Source organism: Vibrio sp. AK197, from assembly GCF_053903115.1.
Window position 1 is genome coordinate 2,084,298 of record NZ_CP096430.1, and the last position, 24,731, is coordinate 2,109,028.

22 protein-coding genes and 1 tRNA gene are annotated in these 24,731 nt (G+C 45.2%); 5 read left to right on the forward strand and 18 right to left on the reverse strand.

Going from position 1 to position 24,731, the window contains the following annotated elements:
* Nucleotide 1 precedes the first annotated feature (1 nt).
* Nucleotides 2-628 (reverse strand): ATP-dependent Clp endopeptidase proteolytic subunit ClpP, encoded by a 627-nt coding sequence (gene clpP, locus M1D72_RS16780; RefSeq protein WP_390189242.1) that lies wholly within the window; start codon nt 626-628, stop codon nt 2-4.
* A 101-nt stretch (nt 629-729) separates the two neighbouring features.
* Nucleotides 730-2,037, reverse strand: a complete 1,308-nt coding sequence (gene tig / locus M1D72_RS16785) for a trigger factor (protein ID WP_390189239.1) — start codon at nt 2,035-2,037, stop codon at nt 730-732.
* Nucleotides 2,038-2,535: 498 nt separating this feature from the next.
* Here tig and M1D72_RS16790 point away from each other — a divergent pair, with 498 nt between their 5' ends.
* From M1D72_RS16790 to M1D72_RS16800, 3 genes are all read left to right on the forward strand, one after another.
* Entirely contained in the window at nt 2,536-4,317 is a 1,782-nt protein-coding gene (locus M1D72_RS16790) for an ATP-binding protein (RefSeq protein WP_456295941.1), read from the forward strand.
* A 3-nt stretch (nt 4,318-4,320) separates the two neighbouring features.
* Nucleotides 4,321-5,661 (forward strand): sigma-54-dependent transcriptional regulator, encoded by a 1,341-nt coding sequence (locus M1D72_RS16795; protein WP_456295942.1) that lies wholly within the window; start codon nt 4,321-4,323, stop codon nt 5,659-5,661.
* 76 nt (nt 5,662-5,737) lie between these two features.
* Entirely contained in the window at nt 5,738-5,920 is a 183-nt protein-coding gene (locus M1D72_RS16800) for a hypothetical protein (protein ID WP_390189236.1), read from the forward strand.
* 28 nt (nt 5,921-5,948) lie between these two features.
* Here the strand turns inward: M1D72_RS16800 and M1D72_RS16805 are convergent, their stop codons facing one another.
* From M1D72_RS16805 to M1D72_RS16865, 13 genes are all read right to left on the reverse strand, one after another.
* Nucleotides 5,949-7,310, reverse strand: a complete 1,362-nt coding sequence (locus M1D72_RS16805) for a TRAP transporter large permease (protein ID WP_390189235.1) — start codon at nt 7,308-7,310, stop codon at nt 5,949-5,951.
* Between the two features lie 3 nt (nt 7,311-7,313).
* On the reverse strand, nt 7,314-7,994 hold the full coding sequence (locus tag M1D72_RS16810; RefSeq protein ID WP_456295943.1) for a TRAP transporter small permease: 681 nt from the start codon (nt 7,992-7,994) through the stop codon (nt 7,314-7,316).
* Between the two features lie 72 nt (nt 7,995-8,066).
* A complete protein-coding gene (locus M1D72_RS16815; protein ID WP_390189233.1) occupies nt 8,067-9,065 on the reverse strand; it encodes a DctP family TRAP transporter solute-binding subunit in 999 nt (332 codons plus the stop codon).
* Between the two features lie 278 nt (nt 9,066-9,343).
* Nucleotides 9,344-10,819, reverse strand: coding sequence for a protein adenylyltransferase SelO (locus M1D72_RS16820; protein WP_456295944.1), 1,476 nt, complete (start codon nt 10,817-10,819; stop codon nt 9,344-9,346).
* A 355-nt stretch (nt 10,820-11,174) separates the two neighbouring features.
* Nucleotides 11,175-11,738, reverse strand: a complete 564-nt coding sequence (locus M1D72_RS16825) for a GNAT family N-acetyltransferase (protein WP_456295945.1) — start codon at nt 11,736-11,738, stop codon at nt 11,175-11,177.
* 170 nt (nt 11,739-11,908) lie between these two features.
* Nucleotides 11,909-13,318 carry an MFS transporter gene (locus tag M1D72_RS16830; RefSeq protein WP_390189230.1) on the reverse strand — a complete coding sequence of 470 codons (1,410 nt, stop codon included), beginning with the start codon at nt 13,316-13,318 and terminating at the stop codon, nt 11,909-11,911.
* A gap of 681 nt (nt 13,319-13,999) precedes the next feature.
* Nucleotides 14,000-14,416 carry an SPOR domain-containing protein gene (locus tag M1D72_RS16835; RefSeq protein WP_456295946.1) on the reverse strand — a complete coding sequence of 139 codons (417 nt, stop codon included), beginning with the start codon at nt 14,414-14,416 and terminating at the stop codon, nt 14,000-14,002.
* Nucleotides 14,417-14,571: 155 nt separating this feature from the next.
* A complete protein-coding gene (locus tag M1D72_RS16840; RefSeq protein ID WP_456295947.1) occupies nt 14,572-15,765 on the reverse strand; it encodes an amino acid aminotransferase in 1,194 nt (397 codons plus the stop codon).
* Between the two features lie 17 nt (nt 15,766-15,782).
* Nucleotides 15,783-16,376 carry a YitT family protein gene (locus M1D72_RS16845; RefSeq protein ID WP_456297417.1) on the reverse strand — a complete coding sequence of 198 codons (594 nt, stop codon included), beginning with the start codon at nt 16,374-16,376 and terminating at the stop codon, nt 15,783-15,785.
* A gap of 163 nt (nt 16,377-16,539) precedes the next feature.
* Complete coding sequence (locus tag M1D72_RS16850) at nt 16,540-17,001, reverse strand: Lrp/AsnC family transcriptional regulator (protein ID WP_390189226.1); 462 nt, start codon at nt 16,999-17,001, stop codon at nt 16,540-16,542.
* A 120-nt stretch (nt 17,002-17,121) separates the two neighbouring features.
* A complete protein-coding gene (locus tag M1D72_RS16855; protein WP_456295948.1) occupies nt 17,122-17,364 on the reverse strand; it encodes a YdcH family protein in 243 nt (80 codons plus the stop codon).
* Between the two features lie 284 nt (nt 17,365-17,648).
* Complete coding sequence (locus tag M1D72_RS16860) at nt 17,649-19,244, reverse strand: ABC-F family ATPase (RefSeq protein WP_456295949.1); 1,596 nt, start codon at nt 19,242-19,244, stop codon at nt 17,649-17,651.
* A 221-nt stretch (nt 19,245-19,465) separates the two neighbouring features.
* A tRNA-Arg gene (locus M1D72_RS16865) sits at nt 19,466-19,542 on the reverse strand.
* 204 nt (nt 19,543-19,746) lie between these two features.
* On the opposite strand from M1D72_RS16865, the gene folD reads away from it, so the two are divergent.
* Complete coding sequence (folD, locus tag M1D72_RS16870) at nt 19,747-20,607, forward strand: bifunctional methylenetetrahydrofolate dehydrogenase/methenyltetrahydrofolate cyclohydrolase FolD (protein ID WP_456295950.1); 861 nt, start codon at nt 19,747-19,749, stop codon at nt 20,605-20,607.
* Nucleotides 20,608-20,673: 66 nt separating this feature from the next.
* Here folD and M1D72_RS16875 read toward each other — a convergent pair whose 3' ends face one another.
* From M1D72_RS16875 to M1D72_RS16885, 3 genes are all read right to left on the reverse strand, one after another.
* Nucleotides 20,674-22,494 carry a cation:proton antiporter gene (locus tag M1D72_RS16875; protein WP_456295951.1) on the reverse strand — a complete coding sequence of 607 codons (1,821 nt, stop codon included), beginning with the start codon at nt 22,492-22,494 and terminating at the stop codon, nt 20,674-20,676.
* A gap of 74 nt (nt 22,495-22,568) precedes the next feature.
* Nucleotides 22,569-23,501: a lytic murein transglycosylase gene (locus M1D72_RS16880; RefSeq protein WP_390191804.1), complete on the reverse strand. Its 933-nt coding sequence runs from the start codon at nt 23,499-23,501 to the stop codon at nt 22,569-22,571.
* A 97-nt stretch (nt 23,502-23,598) separates the two neighbouring features.
* Nucleotides 23,599-23,877 carry a YcgL domain-containing protein gene (locus M1D72_RS16885; RefSeq protein WP_390189220.1) on the reverse strand — a complete coding sequence of 93 codons (279 nt, stop codon included), beginning with the start codon at nt 23,875-23,877 and terminating at the stop codon, nt 23,599-23,601.
* A 182-nt stretch (nt 23,878-24,059) separates the two neighbouring features.
* Between M1D72_RS16885 and minC the strand changes: the two genes are divergently transcribed.
* A complete protein-coding gene (minC, locus tag M1D72_RS16890) occupies nt 24,060-24,722 on the forward strand; it encodes a septum site-determining protein MinC (RefSeq protein ID WP_456295952.1) in 663 nt (220 codons plus the stop codon).
* The last annotated feature ends 9 nt before the right edge of the window (nt 24,723-24,731 follow it).

The window sequence follows — 24,731 nt, forward strand, 5'->3', positions numbered from 1 at the left end:
ATTATTCAGCGCGGTGTGTCAATACTGAGTCAACCAACCCATATTTCACTGCGTCTTCACCGGACATAAAGTTGTCGCGGTCAGTATCACGCTCAATCACTTCGATCGGCTGACCTGTGTGTTCAGCAAGTAAAGAGTTAAGTTTTTGTTTAATGCTCAAAATCTCTTGGGCATGAATCTGAATATCAGACGCTTGGCCTTGGAACCCACCTAATGGTTGGTGAATCATGACACGAGAGTTTGGTAGTGCATAGCGTTTGCCTGGCGCACCACCAGCCAATAAGAAGGCGCCCATTGAGCATGCTTGTCCCATACATACTGTGCTCACATTTGGTTTAATGAATTGCATGGTGTCATAAATTGACATCCCCGCAGTCACACTACCGCCTGGTGAGTTGATGTATAAGAAAATATCTTTATCTGGATTTTCTGACTCTAAGAAAAGCAGTTGGGCCACGACAAGATTTGCCATGTGGTCTTCAACTTGACCAGTTAAGAAAATCACGCGCTCTTTCAGCAAACGAGAGTAGATATCGTAAGAACGTTCACCTCGAGAAGTCTGCTCCACCACCATAGGTACTAGCGCGTCTAAGATTGGCGACATTTCATTTTTTTCTTGGTAGCTCATATTCTTATGTCCCTAAAATAAATGGCCCGGATGATATTTATCATACGGACCATTGTTAGCAGAATAGTTAACGTTAAGTCAACCTTCTACACAAGATATTATTAAGCTGCAGGCTGTTGTTGGTTCATTAGCTCGTTGAAGCTAACTGCGGTTTCAGTAACCTGTGCTTTCGCAATGATCGCGTCAATCGCTTGCTCTTCTAGAGCCACGTTACGCATGTTTTGCATCATTTGCTCGTTTTGCTCGTAGTAAGAGATAACTTCTGATGGATCTTCATATGCAGTTGCCATCTCTTCGATAAGCGCTTTCACTTTCTCTTCGTCCGCTTCTAGCTCTTCAGACTTGATCACTTCACCAAGTAGGAGACCAACCATTACGCGACGTTTTGCTTGCTCTTCAAACAGTTCACGAGGAAGTTGAGCAGCTGCTTCTGGGTTACCGCCGAAACGTTGTGCCGCTTGTTGACGTAGTGTACCGATTTCTTGATCGATAAGTGCTGCTGGCACATCGATCTCGTTCTCTTTGACTAGGCCGTCAAGCGCTTGCTCTTTGATGCGGTTCTTCACAGCTTGCTTCAGTTCGCGTTCCATGTTTTTACGAACTTCTGCTTTCAGAGCGTCAATGCCGCCTTCTGCAACACCAAATTTAGACACAAACTCATCGTTGACTTCAGGAAGTTCACGATCTTCAACTTTGCTCACTTTGATAGCGAACTTCGCTGCTTTACCTTTTAGGTTTTCTGCATGGTAATCTTCAGGGAAGTTAACGTCGATCTCAAATTCCATACCAGCAGTTTTGCCTGCGATACCGTCTTCAAAACCTGGAATCATGCGGCCAGAGCCCATTTCTAGAGGGAAGTTTTCAGCTTTACCGCCTTCAAACTCTTCACCGTCGATAGAACCAACAAAATCAATAGTCACGCGTTTGCCGTCAGCCGCAGCTTCGTCAACTTCTTTCCAAGTTGCTTGCTGCTTACGTAGCGTGTCGATCATTTCTTCTACGTCAGAATCTTGAACTTCAGTTTGTGGTTTCTCAACCGCAATGTTCTCAAGACCTTTCAGTTCAACTTCTGGGTAAACTTCGAAAGTAGCGTTGAATACAAGATCTTCGCCTTCTTTGTTTGACACAGGTTCGAACGTTGGAGCGCCTGCTGGATTGATTTTTTCTTTAACGATAGCTTCAATGAAGTGACGTTGCATCACTTCTCCAAGTACGTCTTGACGAACCGCTTTGCCGTACATTTGAGCAACCATCTTCAAAGGCACTTTACCTTTACGGAAGCCGTCAAAACGACGGTTCTTCGCGATGTTGCGTAGTTCAGCTGTCACTGCATCTTCAATGTTTGCGGCAGGAACAGTAATGTTAAGACGGCGCTCTAGGCCTTCTAGCGTTTCAACAGTAGCTTGCATTATTCATTAACCTCAAAACTGGCTCAGTCTATCTGAGCATGAGAGTTGACTTACTGATTCAGTAAGAAAACTGCATCCTTGGTGTGCGTAATCACACGTTCTAAATCGAGAATCGACTTCAGCTAAGTTAGCCAAAAGCCGGACTAATAAGTGATATCTTTAGTGCAATAAAGGTATCTCTGATTAGTCTCAGGATAAAATTTCAGACGCCGCATTCTAGCGAGGTCATTCAGCCCTGTCGAGCTAATCGCCCTGACCGGACGCACAAACCCCTAAATTCCCACTTAACTGGTCCAAAATCGAACAAATCCGTTAAGCAACAGAGCAAAAATGGGGACATTAAATGTTTTTTCAAGAGAAACGACGATTTTTTTTAATCCGAGAGAGAAAAAGAGAGCTTGCTCTTGTTTTGGCGCACAGTTTTTACATCTCAAAGCACACGTTTGTAACAAAAAGCTTTAGTCTTAGCGTTAATGGAATGTAAGAGAAAAGCAGCAGATGTCACCAAGTCGTAAAACCAGTTGGTTGATACTTTTCCTGTTTACGGTACTCACCGTTATCAGTTGGTTTGTCGTTTGGCACCATCAGTACCAAACCTTGGTCCAAGAACACCATGCGCAGCTCGATAAGTTCACCAATCACATTGTGACAAGGATCGACAAGTACGCGCACATACCTCAATTACTGTCCAAAGACAAAGAGTTAGTGCTAGCCCTACAAAACCAAACTAACTCTGCACAAATTGAAATTACCCACCGTTATTTAGAACAAGTCAATCAAGTCATAGAGGCGGAAGATACGTACTTGCTCAATCAATACGGTACAACCATTGCGGCAAGCAATTGGAATTTGAGCCGAACCTTCGTTGGCCGAAACTTTGCGTGGCGTCCTTACTTCAAGCAAGCCATTCAAGGTGCTTCAAGCCAATATTTTGCGTTGGGCTCCACCTCGGGTTCTCGAGGTTATTACTATGCCCATCCCGTCACTTATGCTGCGGAAAACATTGGCGTCGTGGTCGTCAAAATGGACCTCACCGCAATAGAAGACAATTGGCAGAGTGCCACCAGCTCGATGGTGGCCACGGACGAATACAATGTTGTTTTCATGTCCAGCGAACCTAAATGGCTGTTTCACAGTTTGACGGATTTAAAACCCGACCTCAAAGCTCGCATTGTTGATAGCCGCCAGTACCATACTCAGCCTCTTCCCTCGCTCGGATTATTAGGAAGACTCACTGCCACCACCTCGGAACTGACAACCCCCTTTGTTGGTGGCTGGTTTAGTGACTATTTGGTGACTTCGCGTTTAGTCCCCGGGCTAAAACTCACGTTTCGAGTGTTAACCCCTAAGCGGGTGCTATTTTGGTCAACTGCTGCCTTTGTCTTAGTCGAAATTTTAATTTTCTCGGTGATTTATCTTACTTATCAGTTAATGCGCCATCGCCAACAGCGCAAGCGCCAATTTGAACAACTGCAATCGGAAGCCAAACAAAAATTGGAGTTTTTGGTCATGGAGCGCACGGCTGAACTCCAAGCCGAGATTTTGGAGCGCACAAGAACAGAACATCAGCTGAGGCAAACACAAGATGAACTCGTACAAGCAGCGAAACTTGCCGTGCTAGGCCAGATGTCGACAAGCATCAGTCATGAGCTGAACAATCCTCTTGCTGCCATTCGAAGCTTTGCAGATAACGCTCGGCGCTTCTTAGCTAAGCAGCAACCACAGCGGGTAGACGACAACCTATCTCGCATTTCTGCATTAACGGAGCGGATGGCGAAAATCAGCGAACAATTAAAATCATTTGCTCGCAAATCAGACTCAAGCGATCAAATCCATGCTCTCGTCGCGCCGGTTATTCAATCAGCCATTGATTTGCTGGATGCGCAGATTAAAACCAGTGGAGCGATACTCAAAGTTCGACTCCCCGCCTCTCCGGTTAAATTAATGATCAACCCCATTCAGCTTGAACAAGTATTGGTCAATCTTATTACTAACGCCCTTCAGGCCCTGCAAGATACGGCCAACAAACAGCTTCATCTTATCTGTGTTAGCGAAGCTGAACGATTCATCATCTACCTTGATGATAATGGTCCCGGAATCAGTGATGAACAGGTACGGTGTTTGTTTGAACCTTTCTACACCACCAAGAAAAATGGGTTGGGTCTGGGGCTGTCAATTTCACAACAAATTATACAAGCAATGGATGGGGACTTAACTGCCGAATCGTCTCCCCTCGGCGGGGCACGCTTTACCATTACGTTGCCATTTAAGGAGCAGTAATTGATGTCGGACGTTTATTTCATCGATGATGAGAGCAATATTCGAATTGCGATCGAACAAAGTTTTGAGCTAGAAGATATTTCTGCCGAGTTTTTCGCCAGCGCCGAAGAGGCGCTATTAGCAATAAAAGAACATGGCTTACCTAAAGTAATTATTACTGATATCTGCTTACCCGGGCTTTCCGGTGAACAGCTTCTTGCAACACTGGTGCATCAAGACCCTGAGATTCCGGTCATTCTGATTACAGGTCACGGAGACATCTCCATGGCTGTTAATGCACTACAAAACGGCGCTTATGACTTTATAGAGAAGCCTTTTGCCATTGACCGTTTAATTGACACCACACAACGCGCGCTAGAAAAGCGCTCGTTATGGTTGGAAAATCAAGCGCTCAAGCGGTCACTCAAAGCAAGCCAGACACTCGGTCCGCGAATTATCGGTGACACAGAGTCGATTCAACAGCTGCGTGACACCATCACTCATATTGCGGATACCGATGCCGATATTCTTTTATTTGGTGAAACAGGCACAGGCAAAGAGTTGGTCGCTCGCTCGATTCATGAGCAGAGCTCTCGCCGTGAAAATAATTTTGTCGCGATCAATTGTGGCGCGGTAGCCGAGAACCTGATCGAAAGTGAATTATACGGGCATGAGAAAGGCGCATTCACCGGCGCTGACAGTCAGCGAATCGGCAAATTCGAACATGCGCAAGGCGGCACGCTGTTTCTTGATGAAATTGAATCGATGCCAATGCAAGCACAAATTCGCCTGCTACGCGTATTACAAGAACGCGTCCTTGAGCGAGTCGGCTCCAATGAATTATTGCCTCTAGATATTCGAGTCATAGCCGCCACAAAAGTCAATCTCAAGCACGCCGCTGATGAAGGCCAGTTTCGCGCTGATCTTTACTATCGACTTAATGTCGTCACCTTAGACCTCCCTCCGCTACGTGAGCGTAAAGAAGATATTCCCGCTCTGTTTCACCACTTTTTACTGGTCGCCGCGGCGCGTTATGGAAAAACCGCGCCAGCCTTACCCGCCAGCGATTTATCAACGCTCCTCAATCATACTTGGCCTGGTAACGTGCGTGAACTGCGTAATGCCGCTGAGCGTTTTGTGTTACTGGGAAAATTGAATCAGTTAGGCGACTCCGTTGTCCCTGTCGTCAGTGAAAACAGCCTTGCTGAACAAGTCGCGGAGTTTGAAAAATCGGCGATTGAACACGCCCTCATTGAATGCGGTGGCAGCATTAAGCTAACGATGGAGAAGCTTAACCTAGCTCGCAAAACTTTGTATGACAAAATGCAAAAGTATCAGATTGAAAAAGAGGCATTTAAGAACTAATACCCAAGCTTGGTTGAACGGTCATCTTGCTCGATAATCAAACGCTGTCGAGCATATGGCTAGGTGAAAGATCGACGTGGGCGACAAAATAAAAATACCGTACATCACTGAAACCGTTTTGATTGATGGGACTTATCATCAAGAACAACGCTCCGGTGAAGATCGGCGTAAAAGCAAACAGAAATACCCATATTATGATCGAAGAAAGCGGATTGATCCGCGTATCGGCTGGGTAAAAAAAATCAACGAGGAGGTCTAAGCCTCCTCGTTTTATTATCTTACTCGAATTATTTAGTAATGATCTCTGGGCCCATAAAGGTGGTTGGCAACCAAGTCGACACCCAAGGAACATAAGTGACGATGATCAGGAATAGGAACATCACTGCCACCCAAGGCAGCGCGGCTTTCACCACCCTCATCATCGACATTTTAGCCACCCCAGCGGTCACAAATAAGTTCAGCCCCACCGGCGGCGTAATCATTCCTATCTCCATGTTCACCACCATAATGATGCCCAAGTGAATCGGATCAATACCGAGTGCCATCGCGATAGGGAAAACCAATGGTGCAACAATAATCAACAAGCCAGACGGCTCCATGAATTGACCACCAATCAGCAATAGCACGTTGACCACGATTAAGAAGGTAATTGGCCCAAGTCCGGCAGAGAGCATGGATTCCGTAATCATTTGCGGGACACGCTCTTCGGTAAGCACATGTTTCAAAATCAATGCATTAGCAATGATAAACAGTAACATGATGGTGAGCTTACCCGCTTCAAATAGGGTTGCTTGAGTGTCTTTATGAACCAAAGACTGGAACACTTTGACCACAACAGGTTTACCATTTTGCTTATCGGCAAATGGCCCCATGTCTTTATAGATGAAGTTAGCAATAAAAAAGGCGTAAACAGCTGCGACAGCGGCCGCTTCGGTTGGCGTAAAAATGCCGCCATAAATACCGCCTAGGATAATAACCACCAACAGTAGCCCCCAGCTCGCATCTTTTGCCGCTTTTAACGCTTCTGTCCATCCGACAAAAGGCTGCTTAGGTAAGTTCTTAACTCGCGCTGTGATATAAATAGCGACCATTAACATCAACCCTGCGAGCAATCCCGGGATCACGCCGCCGAGGAACATACGCCCAACCGACACATCCGTTGCCGCAGAGTAAACCACCATCACGATCGACGGTGGAATCAAGATACCCAATGTCCCAGCGTTACAAATAACCCCAGCCGCAAACTCTTTGGTATAGCCATTTTTCACCATGCCGGCAATCACGATGCTACCGATGGCAACCACCGTTGCAGGTGAGGAACCGGACAGGGCAGCAAACATCATGCACGCCACCACCGATGCCATGGCCAAACCGCCTCGGAACCAGCCGACCATTGCAATCGCAAAACGGATGATACGCTTGGCCACACCACCGGTAGACATAAAGCTTGAGGCCAAAATAAAAAATGGAATGGCTAATAATGTGTAATGCCCTTCAAACGCGTTAAACAGCGTTTGCGCAATGGAAGCCAAAGAGCCTTCTGAATGGATCATCAGAAAGATAACGCTCGAAAGCCCGAGAGAAACAGCAATAGGAACACCGATTAACATAAAACCGATGACCATTAAAAATAGAAATAAAATCGCCATGGCTTAACGCTCCTCGTTGTGTTTTTTATTATTTGCGTCAGCATTGACTGACATGGCCTGCTCAACATCGCCCATATCAGCTTTCAGCGCTTCGAGATCTTCTTCAGCCTCATGACCTGCAATCATTCGGTCGAGTTTTCCGGTCAGGATTTGCACTAAAATTTGCAGAAAACGGAAAGTAAGCAAAGCCATACCCAAAGGGAGCGCCATATAAGGAATGAAACGTGGCAGCTTTTCATAGCGTTCGCCTTCGTTCATAAGATCAGCAAGAAACTGCAGCATTTCTGGCATCGGAATATCATCGGTTTCGTACCAAGCGCGCTCGGTTGCAAACGGATACCAATAATTCCAAGCACCAATCAGCAGTAAAACAGAAAATGCTAAACAGCAGCCGACAGCAAGCAATGCACATAGTTTACGCATCGCATCCGGGACAATATTGATCACCACATCGACCCCGATGTGGAAATGTTTTTTAACGCCGTAAGAAGCCCCAACCAATACCATCCACGCAAACATGAAGACAGTGAGCTCTAGCGCCCACAAAATGTTGTCGTTAAATAGGTAACGCGCTAACACGTTGACAAAAGTTAAGAGTGTCATAGCCCCGAGAAAAAAGGCAATGAGCGTCTCCTCCACTTTGTCGGTGAAGGCGCCGACTTTAGCAAAAAATGACTGTTCCATAATGATACTTCGCCTTGATGGTCATTATTATTAGAATCTGGCCTCACCACCACGTGATGAGGCCAAGTTGATTTACTGTTTGTTGGCAGCCAATGCCGCATCAATCAAGTCAGAACCAATGTCTTTTTCGAATTTCTTCCATACCGGTTTCAAAGCATCAACCCACTGCTGACGTTGCTCTGGCGTCAATTCACGTACCACACCACCCGCTTCAATCACGTACTGTTTGTTTTGCATTTCAACTTTGCTTGATTCGGCATTACGAGTTTCAGTCACTTCTTTCAAAATGGTGGCAAACTGGTCACGCACATCGGTCGGAAGCTTGTCCCACCATTTCGTTGATGTTACGACTAGGTAATCCAAAATCCCGTGGTTGGTCTCTGTCGTACCATCTTGAACTTCAAAGAATTTCTTACCGTAGATGTTGGACCAAGTGTTCTCTTGCCCATCAATAACTTTGGTTTGCAGGCCGCCGTATACTTCAGCAAACGACATTTTTTGAGGGTTAGCATCCAGTTGCTCAAATTGGGCAACCAACACATCCGATGCCTGGACACGGAATTTCAACCCTTTCGCATCTTCAGGTAGTACAAGAGGTTGGTTTGCAGACATTTGTTTCATGCCGTTGTGCCAAAACTCTAGTCCTCTCACGCCACGACGGTTCATGGCATTTTTCAGCTTTTCGCCCGCTTCTGAATTTTGGAAGCGGTCAACGGCGTGGACATCATCAAAAAGGAAAGGAAGGTCGAAAAGGCGGAACTTTTTGGTGAACTTTTCAAATTTAGAAAGTGATGGAGCGGCTAATTGCACATCCCCGTTTAACAGCGCTTCTAACACTTTGTCATCATCATAAAGCGTTGAGTTCGGGAAAACTTGCATACAAGCTTTGCCATTCATCTCCTCGTTAACGCGTTTTTCTAGCAGTGACGCGGCAATTCCTTTGGGGTGTTTGTCGGTGTTGGTTACGTGGCTAAACTTGATAACCAGTTCACCTGGGTCGCAATTCGCTGCGGCAGTGAAGCTCGTCATTGCGATGATGGAAGCAGATAGTAGGGTTAGAGGCTTGTTCATTTGTTATTCTCCTTGTTGGTATTCAGGCCCAATCAATGAGCACTGACTGTTAACATAAGAGCAACAAACAAGCCAAGTTTAAAAATATAAAAAATAACCTTAAAAATCAAAGATTAAAAAATAAAGATACGATAAAAATGTTAACTAAGTTAATGATTCATTAACAAGATGGGTAAATTATGACTCATTCTTTGGTGTGAAATGGGTGGCTTTCCACCAATTTGGTCACCCCTTTTAGCCCAATGTTACATCTCGCCAAAGGGGTGACAGGGTAAAGGCTAAGAAGAGCAACTGATCGCCATCTTTTTGCCCCAACTCGGCGGTAAATTAGCGTACGAATCATGCTGTGGTTGCTCGTCAAAAGGCGCTGACAATAACAACGCCAAATGCGCTACCTCACTGAAATCTCCCTGCTCTGCTTTTTGTATCGCTATTTGTGCCAGATAGTTACGTAAAATGTACTTAGGATTAACTTTACGCATTGCTTGGCAGCGCAGATCAGCACTCAATGGCTGACCTTCACCATCTCTCTCCAATTCACATCGCGCTATATACAACGCCAACCATGACGCTGCAGCTTGGCGGTCAATAAACAGATCGATGACAGGCTGGCTCCCTGCTTGATCAATGCAAGATAATGCGCGAAAGAAGCGTGTGTAGTCCGTTTGGTTCTGACTTAACAACTCAAACATCCCATCGAACAGTTTTCCATCTTCAGGAAGTGAGCGAATTAAACCGAGCTTGCTGCGCATTTGAGCACTGAAATGGCGGCTTAAAGCCGACTCATACTGAGCCAAAATACGTTCCAGATCATCACGTTCAATAAGCGGTGATAGTGCATGCGCCAACGCCGAAAGGTTCCATAAAGCCACTCGCGGCTGCTGGTCAAAAGCGTAACGCCCCTGATAATCTGAATGATTGCAAATAAAGCCCGTTTCATAGTCATCTAAAAACGCAAAAGGGCCGTAATCAAATGTTTGCCCTAGAATCGACATGTTATCGGTATTCATCACTCCATGAGCAAATCCAACGGCTTGCCAAAGCGCTATCATTCTTGCCGTTGAATCAACAATGCACTCAAACATAGCCGCGTAGGGCTTTTCATCAGCGCTCAAATGCGGCCAGTACCATTCGATGGCTTTGTCAGCCAATAATTGCAAATTCTCCATTTGGTTGGTGTAAAAGAAGTGCTCAAAGTGACCAAATCGAATATGTGATTGCGCCGCACGCACCAGCAATGCGCCAGGTTCAATACGCTCTCTATACACCGGCGTCTCACTGACCAACATGCCAAGGGCGCGCGTGGTTGGAATCCCAAGTCCAGCCATGGCTTCGCTGCACAAATACTCGCGAATGGTCGAGCGCAGTACCGCACGCCCATCCCCCATTCTCGAATACGGCGTAAGACCTGCGCCTTTTAAATGCAAGTCATACACGTCCCCATAGCGATCAGTGAGCTCGGCCAGCAGCAACCCTCGACCATCCCCTAGATCGGGATTGTAAACACCAAATTGATGCCCAGCGTATTTCATCGCTAGCGGTTTAAACGCGGAAAATGAAGCTTCGCCGCTGAGTGCAGCTTTTAGTTCGGCGCTTTGCGCGTCATCAGAAGTGAATCCTAGTTGCTCGGCTAAAGGCTGATTCCATGCCACCCAACGTGTACTCTCCAAGGGTGTCGGTGATACCAAGGTATAAAAATCATTTGGTAGCTCAGAAAAGCGAGTCGAGAAAGGCAGCGTCGTCCAGTTAGACATAAACAACTCATTAACAAAAATTAAACGTTAAGAGCACGCTATCATAAGTAGTTGCCGTGAATCCAGTCACAAAAAAGCGACGCTGGATATCCAGTCTCGCTTTTCACATTTTTAGGGCAATCTGCAATTACAATATCGCAAACACGCTAACCATGGCTGCAACCGAAAAAATGCAGATACGGCTGATTAAGCCAAATTCGGAAGGGTGAATCATTTCTTGATGTTGCATGGGCGCTCCTACATTCTTTCTTTGTTACACGATAATGACAATATGATGAAATTTACGCCAACTCTCAATCCATATCTTGATGAATTTTTTATGACACTGCGATGAATTTTTGTCAAAACCTAGGTTTTATCGACCTTGGCGAAGGGTTAACCACTCGTCGTAAGTTATTTGGTATAAGCAGTGCCGAGACAAGGGGTGCGCCACCTCAAGCTTAGGATGATCAAAATCTTGCTGTGTATTGCGCATACCGATCTTTTCCATCACTCGCCTCGAGGGGCTATTGGTTACTGTAGTAAATGCGCAAACTTTAGGCTTCTGCAAAATCTTGAACGCATAATCCAGGCTCGCATTCGCGCCTTCCACCGCCAATCCTTGCCCCCAGCAATGTGCTTTCAACCGCCAACCGATTTCAACAAAAGGCGAGCCGGGAATGCCGCTGTGCTTATCTTGTTCATGTAACCCTATAAACCCAAGTACCTCACCACTGTGCTTTGCTTCAGCAGCCCAAAACCCCCACCCTTCGCGTTTAGCGATCAGCGAAATCAGCCGTTGTAACAGCTCATCACTTTCTCGTTGACTGAGCGGATGAGGAAAATAGCGCATGACTTGCGGATCAGAACATAAATCAAACAGTGCTTGACGGTCACCAGGTTGCCAAGGTCGTAATATCAGTCTTTCTGTCTGTATCATATTGAGATCCTGTATTAATTAGAGTTATGCCTAGCCTACGTGACACGTACTAGATAAGCGACATGAGGCAAGACAATCGCCACGATCAAGGGCAAAAGCAATATTAATAAGAGAAAAACAAAAAAGGTGAGCATTGCGCTCACCTTTTTTATTAGCCAATTAACTAGGCGTTATTTTACCGTCACAGGTTGCGTTTGTGGTGGTTCTTCGTCCTTAGCTTGAGCTGGGTGGACGCTGCTACCATCTGATAAGATATTACGCGCCGTCATCGTGTGATAGTAAGCATCCGTCACTTTATACTTAAACATCAGGGCGCCCATCAGGAAGTGGAATAAGCCCGGAATGATCGTCAGCATTAGAGCAATGCCAGTCAGTGCCGTTTCTGTCTGCTCTTGGTTAGGTACGTAGTCAAAGAAGGTTAATAACCAACCCACTATTGCGCCAGCAATACCCATTCCGAATTTTTGACTAAACGAAATGCCACCAAATGCCAATCCAGACACTCGTTCACGAGACTTAAATTCACCGTAGTCTACCGCTTCAGCAATCGCAGACCAGAACACTGGCGCATGCAAATCGACGACAAAGGAGATCAAGAAATACATGACAAATGCGAGTGCAATATCGTCTCGGCCCACTAAGAAGTACATCAATGCGCTTAGAATCAATACAGCGATCTGAGTGTATCTAAACAGTTTAATTTTACAGTAACGTTTGGTTATCCAAGTTGATGCGACCATTGCCAATATCGCGGCGGTTACGCCAGTAGCCAGAAATGCAGAAATCGTCCCTGCATCGCCACCTAAATAATATTTGGCGTAGTAAGCGCCCACCGAGCCACGTATAACATAACCCACCGTCCCTGTGACGCACACGCCACACAGAATCAACCACTGGTCGTTTTGCGCAAGTAATTTGACCTGCTGTCTAAACGGTTTTTTCTCAACCTGATGCTCGACTCGTTCACGGGTAGTTAGGAAACAGAACAGGAAGAGCAACGTGCCCATTAACCCCATCAATCCCATTGAGTATTGGTAGCCAGCTTGAATATTATCTTCCCCCCAAGTGGCTGCAAGTTGCGGTACGATGATCGTCACTAAGAACGCCGCAATTTTGGCAAAGAACAATCGATAACCATTAGCGGATAGGCGCTCTTTGGGATCATCGGTCATCACACTGATTAGAGAAATGTATGGGATAGTCACGGCAGTAAACATGATGGTGACCAAAATATAGGTCGCGTAGGCATAGGCCAGTTTCATGTTGTAATCGACACTTGGCGTACTGAAGGTCAAATACACTGAAAGGCCAAATGGTACGGATAAAAACAGCAAATAAGGTCGGTAGCGGCCCCACTTGGTATCAAATTTATCGGTAAGCATCCCCATCACAGGGTCCGTCACCGCATCGATTAAGCGCACCACAATAAATAGCATCGCAAGATCTTTGGCATGAATACCGAAGATATCGGTATAGAAGAATGTGATGATCAACATCATTGATGAAATAACGACGTTCACCGCCATATCACCAGCGCCGAACCCCACTTTTTCGAGTACAGAAAGTTTATATTTATACATTGAACACCCCGTTCAGGATTCAAGATTTGATTTATTTTGTGGGGTATTTTTATCGATATTTAATTATCGCATCTGTTATCAAATTCCAATTCAAGAAATATTAGCTAATTTGTCCATACATACAGCAATTATCATAAGAACAAACCATCAGGAATAACGCTTTAAGGTCACACTTTATTTATAAATTACCCACTGGATAAAAAGATTTACCTATCGCTATTTATTTTACTATTTAAATTAAATAAAAACACAAATAACCAAGTAAAAAATAACCATAACTATCATTAACTTAATGTGATACATAAGTACAATCAATAAGATGAAATATTATTACATCATAAACAGAAAAAATATCACCATTTAGCGAAATACTCCATAATTAGAAAAAATAAATCCATGAAAAATTGATAGGTCGAAATTATTTAAGGAACCAACTAATACTTTTGGCTTATATATTCATCAATATCACTCACTATTAAACTGCCAAATAAATTAGCATTTAACCCTTCTAACTTTAGGGAAAGTAAAGGATATGAGACAGAAAATATAAGTGTTTATTGGCAATTAAGTGAATAAACCATTTCAAAGATAAGGAAAAAGAATGATCACAAAGTGTGTGAATGGTTTACAGAGGGACAGAGAGAAAATAGCCTCTCAGCGGAGGCTAAAAAAAGAAGAACACTAACGCATTCTGACAACATTCGTTTGTTGCTTTTGCTTCATTTCAGCAAAACTCATCACGAACGGTGATGATTGCTTAACATGAACAGGAAGCGATGTCATCGCTTGAAGCGCCTTTGATTTAGTTGCAAAATCACCCACCGTTACAGCGTACCACTGTGTACCGCGGCTTTGTTTCCAGTTAACCCAGACAGGGTGTTTTGGGTCAATATTATTGATGTATTGCTGAACGTCTTTTTCTTGCTTAAGCGCCAAAACCTGCACGGTGTAATGTGAGGGCTCCATATAGCCATAAGCATCTTGTGAAGTCATCACTCCGACACATTGCTGTGGCGTTTGTTGCTCAGTGGCCTGCATACTTAAAGGCGTACAGCCGATTAATCCTGTCATCATCAATAGCGATAAAATCTTATACACGCTTCGCTCCATTTTACATTGCTTGGTTGAAGGCCTGTGCCTAATTGTCCTAACGGCGACCAAACAGGAAGCGGTAATAAATGGTGCATCAATAAAAAAGCTCGAAGCTTTTCAGTATCGAGCTTTTGCTATTCGATTATCAGTCAATCATGTGCTTATAAGGCAGCAATCGCTTTGGCAACACGATGAACATTACTTTCGTTCAGGCCCGCGACGCACATGCGCCCGCTACTGATCAAATAAATGCCATGTTCTTGGCGCAACGTATCAACTTGCTGCGACGTAAACCCTGTGTAACTAAACATTCCACGCTGCTTAAGTAAGTAATCAAAGTTTTTCTCAGGGCATAACTCACGTAAATCAGCGTGTAAACGAATCCGCATCTGGCTCATGCGGTCACGCATTTTCTCGACTTCTTGTTGCCAAGTCGCGAGTAGTTCTGCTTCGTTCAATACCTGTGAAACAATCGCCGCACCATGCTTGGCTGGGCTAGAGTAATTGCGTCTTACCGTCGCTTTAAGCTGTCCGAGCACTCTTTCAGCTTGTTCAGGATCTTGGCAAACGACCGATAACCCGCCGACACGTTCACCATACAAAGAAAATGTTTTTGAGAATGAATTTGCGACAAACGCGATCAACTGTGGATCATTAGAAATTTGACGAATCACGTACGCGTCTGCGTCTAGGTTATCGCTATATCCTTGATACGCCATATCGAAAAATGGAATCAGTTGGCGATGCTTAATAATGGCAATCACCTCATCCCACTGCTCTGGCGTGAGATCAACGCCCGTTGGATTATGGCAACACGGATGAAGTAACACGATACTTTGCTCTGGTAACGTGCTCAATGTGTCGATCATCGCGGCAAAAGCGAGCAAATTCGTTTCACGGTCAAAATACGGATAAGTGTTTACCTCAAAGCCAGCGCCAGCAAAAATCGCATGATGATTTTCCCATGTCGGATCACTGACCCATACCTGTGAATGGGGGAAGTAGTGATGGAGAAAATCGGCACCGATCATTAAACCGCCGGATCCACCAAGAGATTGGATGCTTGCGACACGTTTTTCAAGTAACGCTTTGTGCCCTTCGCCAAATACCAATTTTTGCAAGGCAGAACGAAATGGCTGCATGCCTTCCATCGGTAAGTACACACACGGCGTTTCACCCATTTCAGCAAGCTGTTGTTTAGCCACACGAACCGACTCTAACGTCGGGATTTTCCCCGCTTCGTCATAATACAGACCAATGCTTAAATTCACTTTATCCGCACGCTCATCGGCCATAAATCGTTCCATCAATGACAGAATAGGGTCCCCAGCGTATGAGGTAACACGATCAAACACCCAACATCTCCTTTTGTTTATCCGTGATAACGGTCTTGACGGTGATTCAACGCAATCACCAAGTTAAGAATCAGTGCGCAGACAATTGAAAGCAGCAACTCTCGTAATCCGACCACTGATAGGGAAACCAGCATAATAACCACATCCACCGTCATTAAAAACCATCCGGCGCGAAGGCCGAATCTGTCTTGCAAATAGAGCGCGAGGATATTGAAACCACCTAGACTGGCTTTGTGGCGAAACAGAATAATAAACCCGGTACCAAACAGAAAACCACCAAAAATTGCTGCATACAGCGGGTTCAACTCACCAAGCTGAATAAACTGGCCTTGAGTGTTAGTCAAGAATGACACCATGCCAACGGCGATAAAGGTCTTCAAGGTGAAAAACCACCCCATTCGCCGAATCGCCAAATAATAAAAGGGCAAGTTGATAAGAAAGAACACCGTTCCAAATTCGATGTTCATTTTGTAATGCAGAAACAGAGATAACCCAGCGGTTCCTCCGGTAATCATGCCGATTTGTTTGAGAAACAACACACCAAATGAAACCAAGCTGGTTCCCATTACTAATGCGAGCACATCCTCAAACCATTTATGCTCCATTTTCATTGCTGATACGCTAGACATACCTCTTCCTTAAATCCGTCAAACACCACGCTTAAGCTGTGTTCAAGTATCAACAAAACCGCCAAAACATGCAACAAATAACCATAATCAGCCAATTTGTGCGTCATTAAGGCAAACTTCGATAGATATGTGCATAAATTGTAATTTAGAATTTGGTGATCGTTGTACCGTGCTCTTTAAGACGCTCTAATACGACCGTGGTTTTGATATGAGAAATGGCTTGAGTCGTGAAGATACGGTTCACTAAATCGTTCAAAGTATCTAAGTTAGAAACGGTACATTTGAGAAGATAATCAGCCTCACCCGTGGTTTTAAACGCCTCCACGACCGCTTTATCTTGATCGATGAACGCTAAAAATGTCGCGGTATTGTTTTGCCCATGGTTCAACAATTTAATTTCTATCATCGCGATAACCTCTTGCTGCAATGCCCGAGGTGCGAGGCGTGCATGGTAACCGAGAATAAGTTGGCTATTTTCGAGATTAATTCGACGCCGAGAACATTGAGAAGGCGACAAACCGACCAACTCGCTCAATTCCTGATTTGTCAGACGCCCATTATCTTGCAGTAATCCGAGTATCTTAAGATCGTAATCGTCGACTTCCATCTGTTTTCATCACCTCTTTGAACAGCACGAGACCAGCATGGTGACTGGAGTGCGAATAATGCGTTGAAAAGTGACATAAAAAAACCGCTTGAACAAGCGGTTTTCATTAATAGAGATGGACTACTTAGCACGAATAATCCGTTGATGGAGTAAATCCTTGAGCTCTGCCCTTTCCAGTTTCATCTGATTCATTGTTTGGTCATCAATAGGATTTCCCCTCAACTCAAGAACCCGAATTTCTTTATCCAGTGCATTATAGTGACTTGCACTCGAACTGAACGACTCATCGGTCTTGGACAGTTCGCTGATTTTATCCAAGTGTTCTGGAAATTCGTGAGCTAAAGAATGATTTTCGCCTAACATAGAAACCCCTTTATCAATGGATTAAAGTGTGAGTTTATAAATACCTCATATACAAATGTAGCAGCTCAAATCGCCATTAAAAGTTACTGATTCGGTGTTCTGATGAGATTTAACACAGGGCTTGCAACTCACAGATTGAGCTTCGACATTGGCCATCACGACTCTTATCACTAACTCCCTCTTTCACCATTAAAAATGCATACTACCGATAAACTAGCCACTTTTTATATGGTGAAACAAAAAAGCCACCGCACATGGCGATGGCTTTCTTAGTAAGCGACGAGTTAACCCGTTAATCCCTGCTTCGCTAGATACTCATCGTAAGTACCGTGGAAATCATGGACGCCGTCTTTTGTGATTTCAATAATACGCGTAGCAATTGATGACACAAACTGACGGTCATGAGATACAAACAGCAATGTGCCTTTGTAGTTCTCAAGCGCTAAGTTCAAGGCTTCAATCGATTCCATATCCATATGGTTAGTGGGTTCATCCATCAACAAGATATTTGGCTTTTGCATGATCATTTTGCCAAACAACATACGACCTTGCTCACCACCCGAAATGACTTTCACCGACTTCTTGATGTCATTTTGAGAAAACAGCATGCGTCCAAGAATGCCGCGAACGGTTTGCTCATCGTCACCCTCTTTTTTCCACTGCCCCATCCAGTCCAGTAACGTCATGTCTTCGCTAAAGTCATGGGCATGATCCTGAGCATAAAAGCCGATATTGCTATTTTCTGACCATTTGATGTCGCCAGACATCGGCTCCATGACACCAGCCAATGTATTTAGCATGGTTGATTTACCAATACCGTTTTCACCGATGATGGCAATGCGCTCACCGACTTCAACCATCAAGTTGACGTCGTTGAATAAGATATTATCTTCGTAGCCCTGCTTCAGGCCTTCAACAATCAATGCATTACGGAATAGCTCTTTCTCTTGGTCAAAACGAATAAAGGGAGATTGACGACTTGAAGGCTTCACTTCGTCTAACTGAATTTTCTCCAATTGCTTTTGACGCGACGTCGCTTGTTTCGCTTTTGATGCGTTAGCAGAGAAACGACTTACAAAGGTTTGTAGCTCGGCAATCTGAGCTTTCTTCTTCGCGTTGTCAGCATGCAAGCGCTCACGAGCTTGTTCCGCCGCAACCATGTATTCATCATAGTTACCGTGGAATAGACGCAGTTCACCGTAATCTAAATCTGCCATGTGGGTACACACGGTATTTAGGAAGTGGCGGTCGTGCGAGATGATGATCATTGTACAGTTACGTGCGAGCAACACCTGCTCAAGCCAGGCAATGGTATGCATGTCCAAGTTGTTGGTTGGCTCATCAAGCAGCATAATTTCAGGCTCTGCGAAAAGCACCTGCGCCAATAACACACGCAGTTTTAAACCCGGAGCGATTTCACTCATCAACCCAAAATGTTGCTCTTCAGGAATCCCAAGGCCAAGTAACAGTTCACCGGCGCGCGCTTCTGCAGAGTAGCCATCCATTTCGGCAAATTCGGTTTCTAGATCGCCAACACGCATGCCATCTTCATCCGACATTTCTGGCAGAGCGTAAATACGGTCACGCTCTTCTTTTACTTGCCACAACTCTTTGTGGCCCATAATCACGGTATCGACCACAGAAAATTCTTCAAACGCAAACTGATCCTGACCAAGCTTTGCCATACGCTCATTAGGATCGATCGCCACGGACCCAGCCGATGGCTCAAGTTCACCGCTCAGGATCTTCATAAACGTAGATTTGCCGCAGCCGTTCGCACCAATCAGGCCGTAACGGTTGCCATTACCGAATTTAATCGAGATGTTTTCAAACAATGGCTTATCGCCAAATTGCATGGTGATGTTTGCAGTCGTTAGCACAAGAAATTCCAAGTTGTTGGATGGTAAATAAGCAAAAAGTTGGCATTAGCCAACTTTCAAAGTGACGAGATATTAACAGTTTTTGTGATTAACATCACCCCTGTTTCGTGGATTGGTTGGTCAAATAACGACAACTCAGTGCGAGGACACAACACAAGTGGATGTATAAAAAGCAGAAACGAAAAAGGCGCTGGCAAATCAATGCCAACGCCTTAAATAAATGGCACGCCCTACAGGATTCGAACCTGTGACCACATGCTTAGAAGGCACGTGCTCTATCCAACTGAGCTAAGGGCGCGCTACAGAGGAAGGATTATACGAGTTCAAAATGTTAAATCAACGGCTTTCTATAACATTCTGTTCTGACCGCCTAAAAAAAGGCCATCCAACGAATTAGTGACTAAAAACACCCCAAAGCAAACGTTTGCGTGTGGATGTTATCTTAATTATTTGCGACAATGCGCAGCAATTCGTTTGGCAATTCGATTTCTTAAGGAAAGTCATGTCTGCTCAAAATATTGATGGAACTCTTATTTCTCAAACCGTCCGTTCAGAAGTTGCGGCTCGAGTAAAAGCGCGTGTTGAAGCGGGTTTACGTGCACCAGGTTTAGCCGTGGTATTGGTAGGTGAAGATCCTGCGTCTCAAGTTTATGTTGGTAGTAAGCGTCGCGCCTGCGAGGAAGTCGGGTTTGTATCAAAATCGTTTGATCTTCCAGCCACCACCAGCGAAGCGGATCTCCTTAAGCTAATTGATGAGCTTAATGCCGATGAACAAATCGATGGTATTTTGGTTCAGTTACCCCTGCCTGCTGGTATCGACTCCACGCATGTCCTAGAGCGCATCATTCCAGAGAAAGATGTGGATGGATTCCACCCATACAACGTTGGCCGTTTGGCTCAGCGCATTCCCACTCTTCGCTCATGCACGCCAAAAGGTATCATTACTCTGCTGGATCGTTACAACATTAACTTACGCGGTAAGCACGCGGTGATCGTCGGTGCCTCCAACATTGTTGGCCGCCCAATGACACTTGAGCTATTACTTGCAGGGTGTACAACCACGACTTGCCACCGATTTACCAAAGATTTAGAAAGCCATGTGCGTCAGGCAGATATCGTAGTTGTTGCGGTGGGTAAGCCCAACTTCATTCCTGGCGAATGGATCAAAGAAGACGCAGTGGTCGTTGATGTCGGCATCAACCGCATGGATAACGGCAAGTTGGTTGGCGATGTTGAGTACGCCAAAGCCAAAGAGCGAGCGAGCTTTATTACTCCTGTCCCAGGTGGCGTTGGGCCAATGACCGTCGCCAGTTTAATTGAAAACACCATGCTGGCATGTGAGCAGTTCCATACCAAAAAGTAACGATTAACCAAACTTTGGATACAAAAATGGCAGCCAACTCGGCTGCCATTTTTTATGATGAACCAATCAACTGGCTTTGCTTTGAATCACGTTATCCACCACTTCTGTTTGCGGTGGAATCACGCTGATTAAATCCCAGCCTTGGGTTTTAATTTCTTCCAGCACGTCTTTTGCCGTCAGTAGCCATAACTTACCATCCTTCACTAAACACAACGGCAATGCCTTGGGGTTGCACTCCCAAAATTGAGCGATAGTAAAGTTTTCAGTGATTGACGTACTTTTAATTGTGCTTCCCTGTGCCATCATTGAATTGAGCATCGCATAACTTACGCCATCACCAAACAGCACTTCATTTGGGTTGCGATCCACTTTGTAACGCTCGTGGGTGTTTTCCCCGACACTCAATTGATACACCGCGTTTTCACCAAAGTCATTTTGGTAGTACATTGAGACAATCGGATTGGCTTGACGATACGGCGAAGCCACCATCACTTTACCAATCCCCGCTAAATCCAAATGACTTTCTGCATGGCTTGACGCCGGGTTACCAAAATAGACATTGAGATTATTCATTCTCGATAAACGAATGCTCTCCCAGTTGGTGTCCGCCAAAATGGTTTTAATTTTGTGTTTGGCCAACGTTTGAGCAAAAGCGCGAGTAAATGTTGTGGCACCAAAAATCAGCATTCCCTGTGGCTTACCTTCGGTTACACCCAAAAAATTAGCCCACAAACGCGCCGTTAGGCTTTGCGTGACAACCGTACCAATGATCATCAAAAACACCAGCGGTACCAGTTTATCAACCCCTTCGAATAATCCCATATCACTTAAGCGAATCGCGAACAGCGACGAAACCGCTGCGGCAACGATCCCACGCGGAGCAATCCATGATAGAAACCATTTATCTTTTGAAGTCAGCCCCGTTCCAATCCCACATAACCATACCGACAATGGACGAGCAACAAACATTACCACGGCCAAAACGCCAAGACCGCCCCATCCGAGCGAGGTAAATGCATTGGAGTCCAGTCGACTCGCGAGCAAAATAAATAATCCCGAGATGAGCAGCACGGTTAAGGTTTCTTTAAACTCAATAATGTCGTCTAAGTTGAGGTTTTTGACATTGGCAAGCCACATACCAATGATGGTCACCGTCAAAAGCCCCGACTCTTCTTGTAACTCATTCGACAACGCAAACATCGACAAAACAATGGTCAGCACAGCAATATTGCGTAAATAATGTGGCACCCAGTTACTTTTGAGCATTTTGGCAACAAAGACTCCGGCCAAAATACCGAGCCCTAACCCGACGCCAATCACCATAGTAAAGGCACTGACTAAATGCTCTGTTGGCTCAGCGGCAGAAACAATAAACTCGTAAACCAGTACCGCAAGCAGAGCACCTAGAGGGTCGATGATGATCCCTTCCCAGCGCAAAATACGCCCGAGTTCCGCTTTAGGGTGAACACTTTTTAGCATGGGAGCAATAACCGTTGGCCCGGTCACCACCACCAGCGCTGAGAACAGAGCTGCCAGTGACCACTCAAAACCTGCCAGAAAATGCGCCCCTAATGTCACACAGACCCACGTCACGCCAATTCCCGTCGTGACAAGGTTCATCACCATTCGACCGTGACCGCGTATCTCCTGAATATTGAGCGTTAATGAGCCCTCAAATAGGATGATTGCTACACCAAGCGAAATAAGAGGGAACAGGGTGTCGCCAAACAATTGGTCTGGGTTAATGATGTCAAAACCCGGCCCAACGGCTAACCCCACCAATAAAAGAGGGAGTATCGCAGGAAGGTGCAATCGCCAACCAATCAGTTGGCAAATGAGAGAAAGCAAGCCGATTAACGCCAAAGAGGCAGCTATCGATAATTCCATATAAGTTTCCTTATAAAAAAACCACAACACAGCTCGTCGCCGGGTTGTGGATTTTTATCAGACCTGTTGATTTATTAATAAATAAGATCAGCGAGGTGGCTTACCGCAAGAGCGAAATAGTACGAACGATTCCACTTCATCAACACATTATAGTTGTTGTAGACCAAATAAACGCGACCATTCTCATCATCCGGTGCAATGAGCCATGCGTCGATGTCATTGGTCAACTTCGGTAGAGGGCTGCCGTCATAACGGGTTACCCCCAACGCGCTCCATTCAGACAGCGTTTTGGCTTTATCTTTATCACGACCTTGAATGCTCAGGTCAAATCCCTTTGGCAACTTCACTTGGCGTCCCCAGGTAAAGTTGTCGTCCCAACCTGACTTACTTAGATAATTCGCCGTTGATGCAAACACATCCGCTTCGGTGCCCCAAATGTCTTTTTTGCCGTCTCCGTTACCATCAGCGGCGAACGCCAGAAACGAACTCGGCATAAATTGACACTGCCCCATGGCACCCGCCCAAGAGCCTTTCATCTCACTCGCTGAAATATGCCCTTGTTCGAGAATGGTTAACGCTGCCATCGCTTCACTTCGGAAGAAGTCTTCGCGGCGCCCATCGTAAGCCATCGTTGCCAATGCATCAATGACGCTATAACCCCCAGTAAATTTACCGAAATTACTCTCCACACCCCACAGCGCAACGATGAAGCGCGGTTGCACACCATATTGTTTACCAATTGTTACTAATTCATCGTGGTGTTGCCGGTATAATTCGCGAGCTTGCTTTACTTTCCACGCAGGTGCGGCGCGTGGAATGTACTCGTCAAGAGTTAAGCGTTTTTCCGGTTGATTGCGGTCTGCCTTAACGGCACGAGGCTTGTAAGTGACGTCAGCAAAGGCTTCATCAATCACTTGTTGTGAAATGCCTTTTTGCTGCGCTTCTTGTTTCAGCCCTTCTACATATTGGTCAAATTCAACGTCGGCGGCCATCACGGCGCCCGACATTGCAAAACTTAAAGCCACTGACACGATTTTTTTCAATGTTTTGCTCCTTGGGCCAATTACCTTCGTTCGATCATGCTAGGCCAATAATCTTGAATAATTATGAACCCTGTTTCGCTTTTTGCTCTTTGTATTTCTCTAATAGATTTTCTGGCGGTGGCGGCAATTGCAAAAAGAAGCCGTCATCGATGAGCGATTGTTTCACTTTCGCTACATCGACTTGCGCTAAATCGCGTCCATCCAGATTAATCATCATAACCAGCGAAGGTTTGCCGAACATCGCCATAAGTGTGTCAGGAACTTGTGAAAAATCGTCCTTCTTTGGAACATACAGGTAAGCACCTTCTTTCTTGGTACTTTTGTAAATGGTACAGAGCATTGGAAGCCTTTTTAATGTAACAACTCTATAAACGTCAGCGTTTCGAAAAAAATGTTCTCAAAACGAAGAATTAAACACGAGATAACTTGCTGTGCCTTCTGAGGAAATATAACATGACATCCCTAGTCTCAAGCAACGCCAATTCTCGTTTGGTGATGATTTATCGAGGTCCATAATTCAAGATGTCACGCACCCCAGACCTAAAAGGTAGCAGCTTTACTCTGTCAGTTTTGCACCTTTCTGACAATAATGTCGAACAAGCTATCCATTTTTTACAAGAAAAGGTCGATCAGGCTCCCGCCTTTTTCGCCAGTGCGCCCGTGGTTATCAATATTGATAACGTGGAAAAAGACGTCGACTTTAAACAATTAAAGCAAGGTATTCAGACCGCGGGTATGATTCCTGTCGGGATCTCAGGCAGTAAAGATAAGCGCACGCAAAACCTCGCATCACAAGCCGGCTTTGCGGTCATGAGTGCCAGTAAATCGCCCTCGCAAGCGCCTGCCCAAATGGTCCCGACCAAGGTTATCCGTACCCCAGTGCGTTCTGGACAACAGATCTACGCGAAAGACTGCGACTTAGTCATCCTCAATCATGTCAGCGAAGGCGCTGAAGTGATCGCGGATGGCTCAATCCACATTCATGGTACGCTACGCGGCCGCGCCATTGCTGGAGCGAGTGGTAATACCAATGCAGTGATTATCTGCAATCAACTGAACGCCGAGTTGATGTCCATTGCTGGACATTATTGGCTCACTGAACAATTTGCACCTGAGCTATGGCAGCAAAAAGTTATGCTCAGTTTGCAAGACGACTCTCTTAAGCTTGAGTTGCTAACAATATAAAAAGATAAG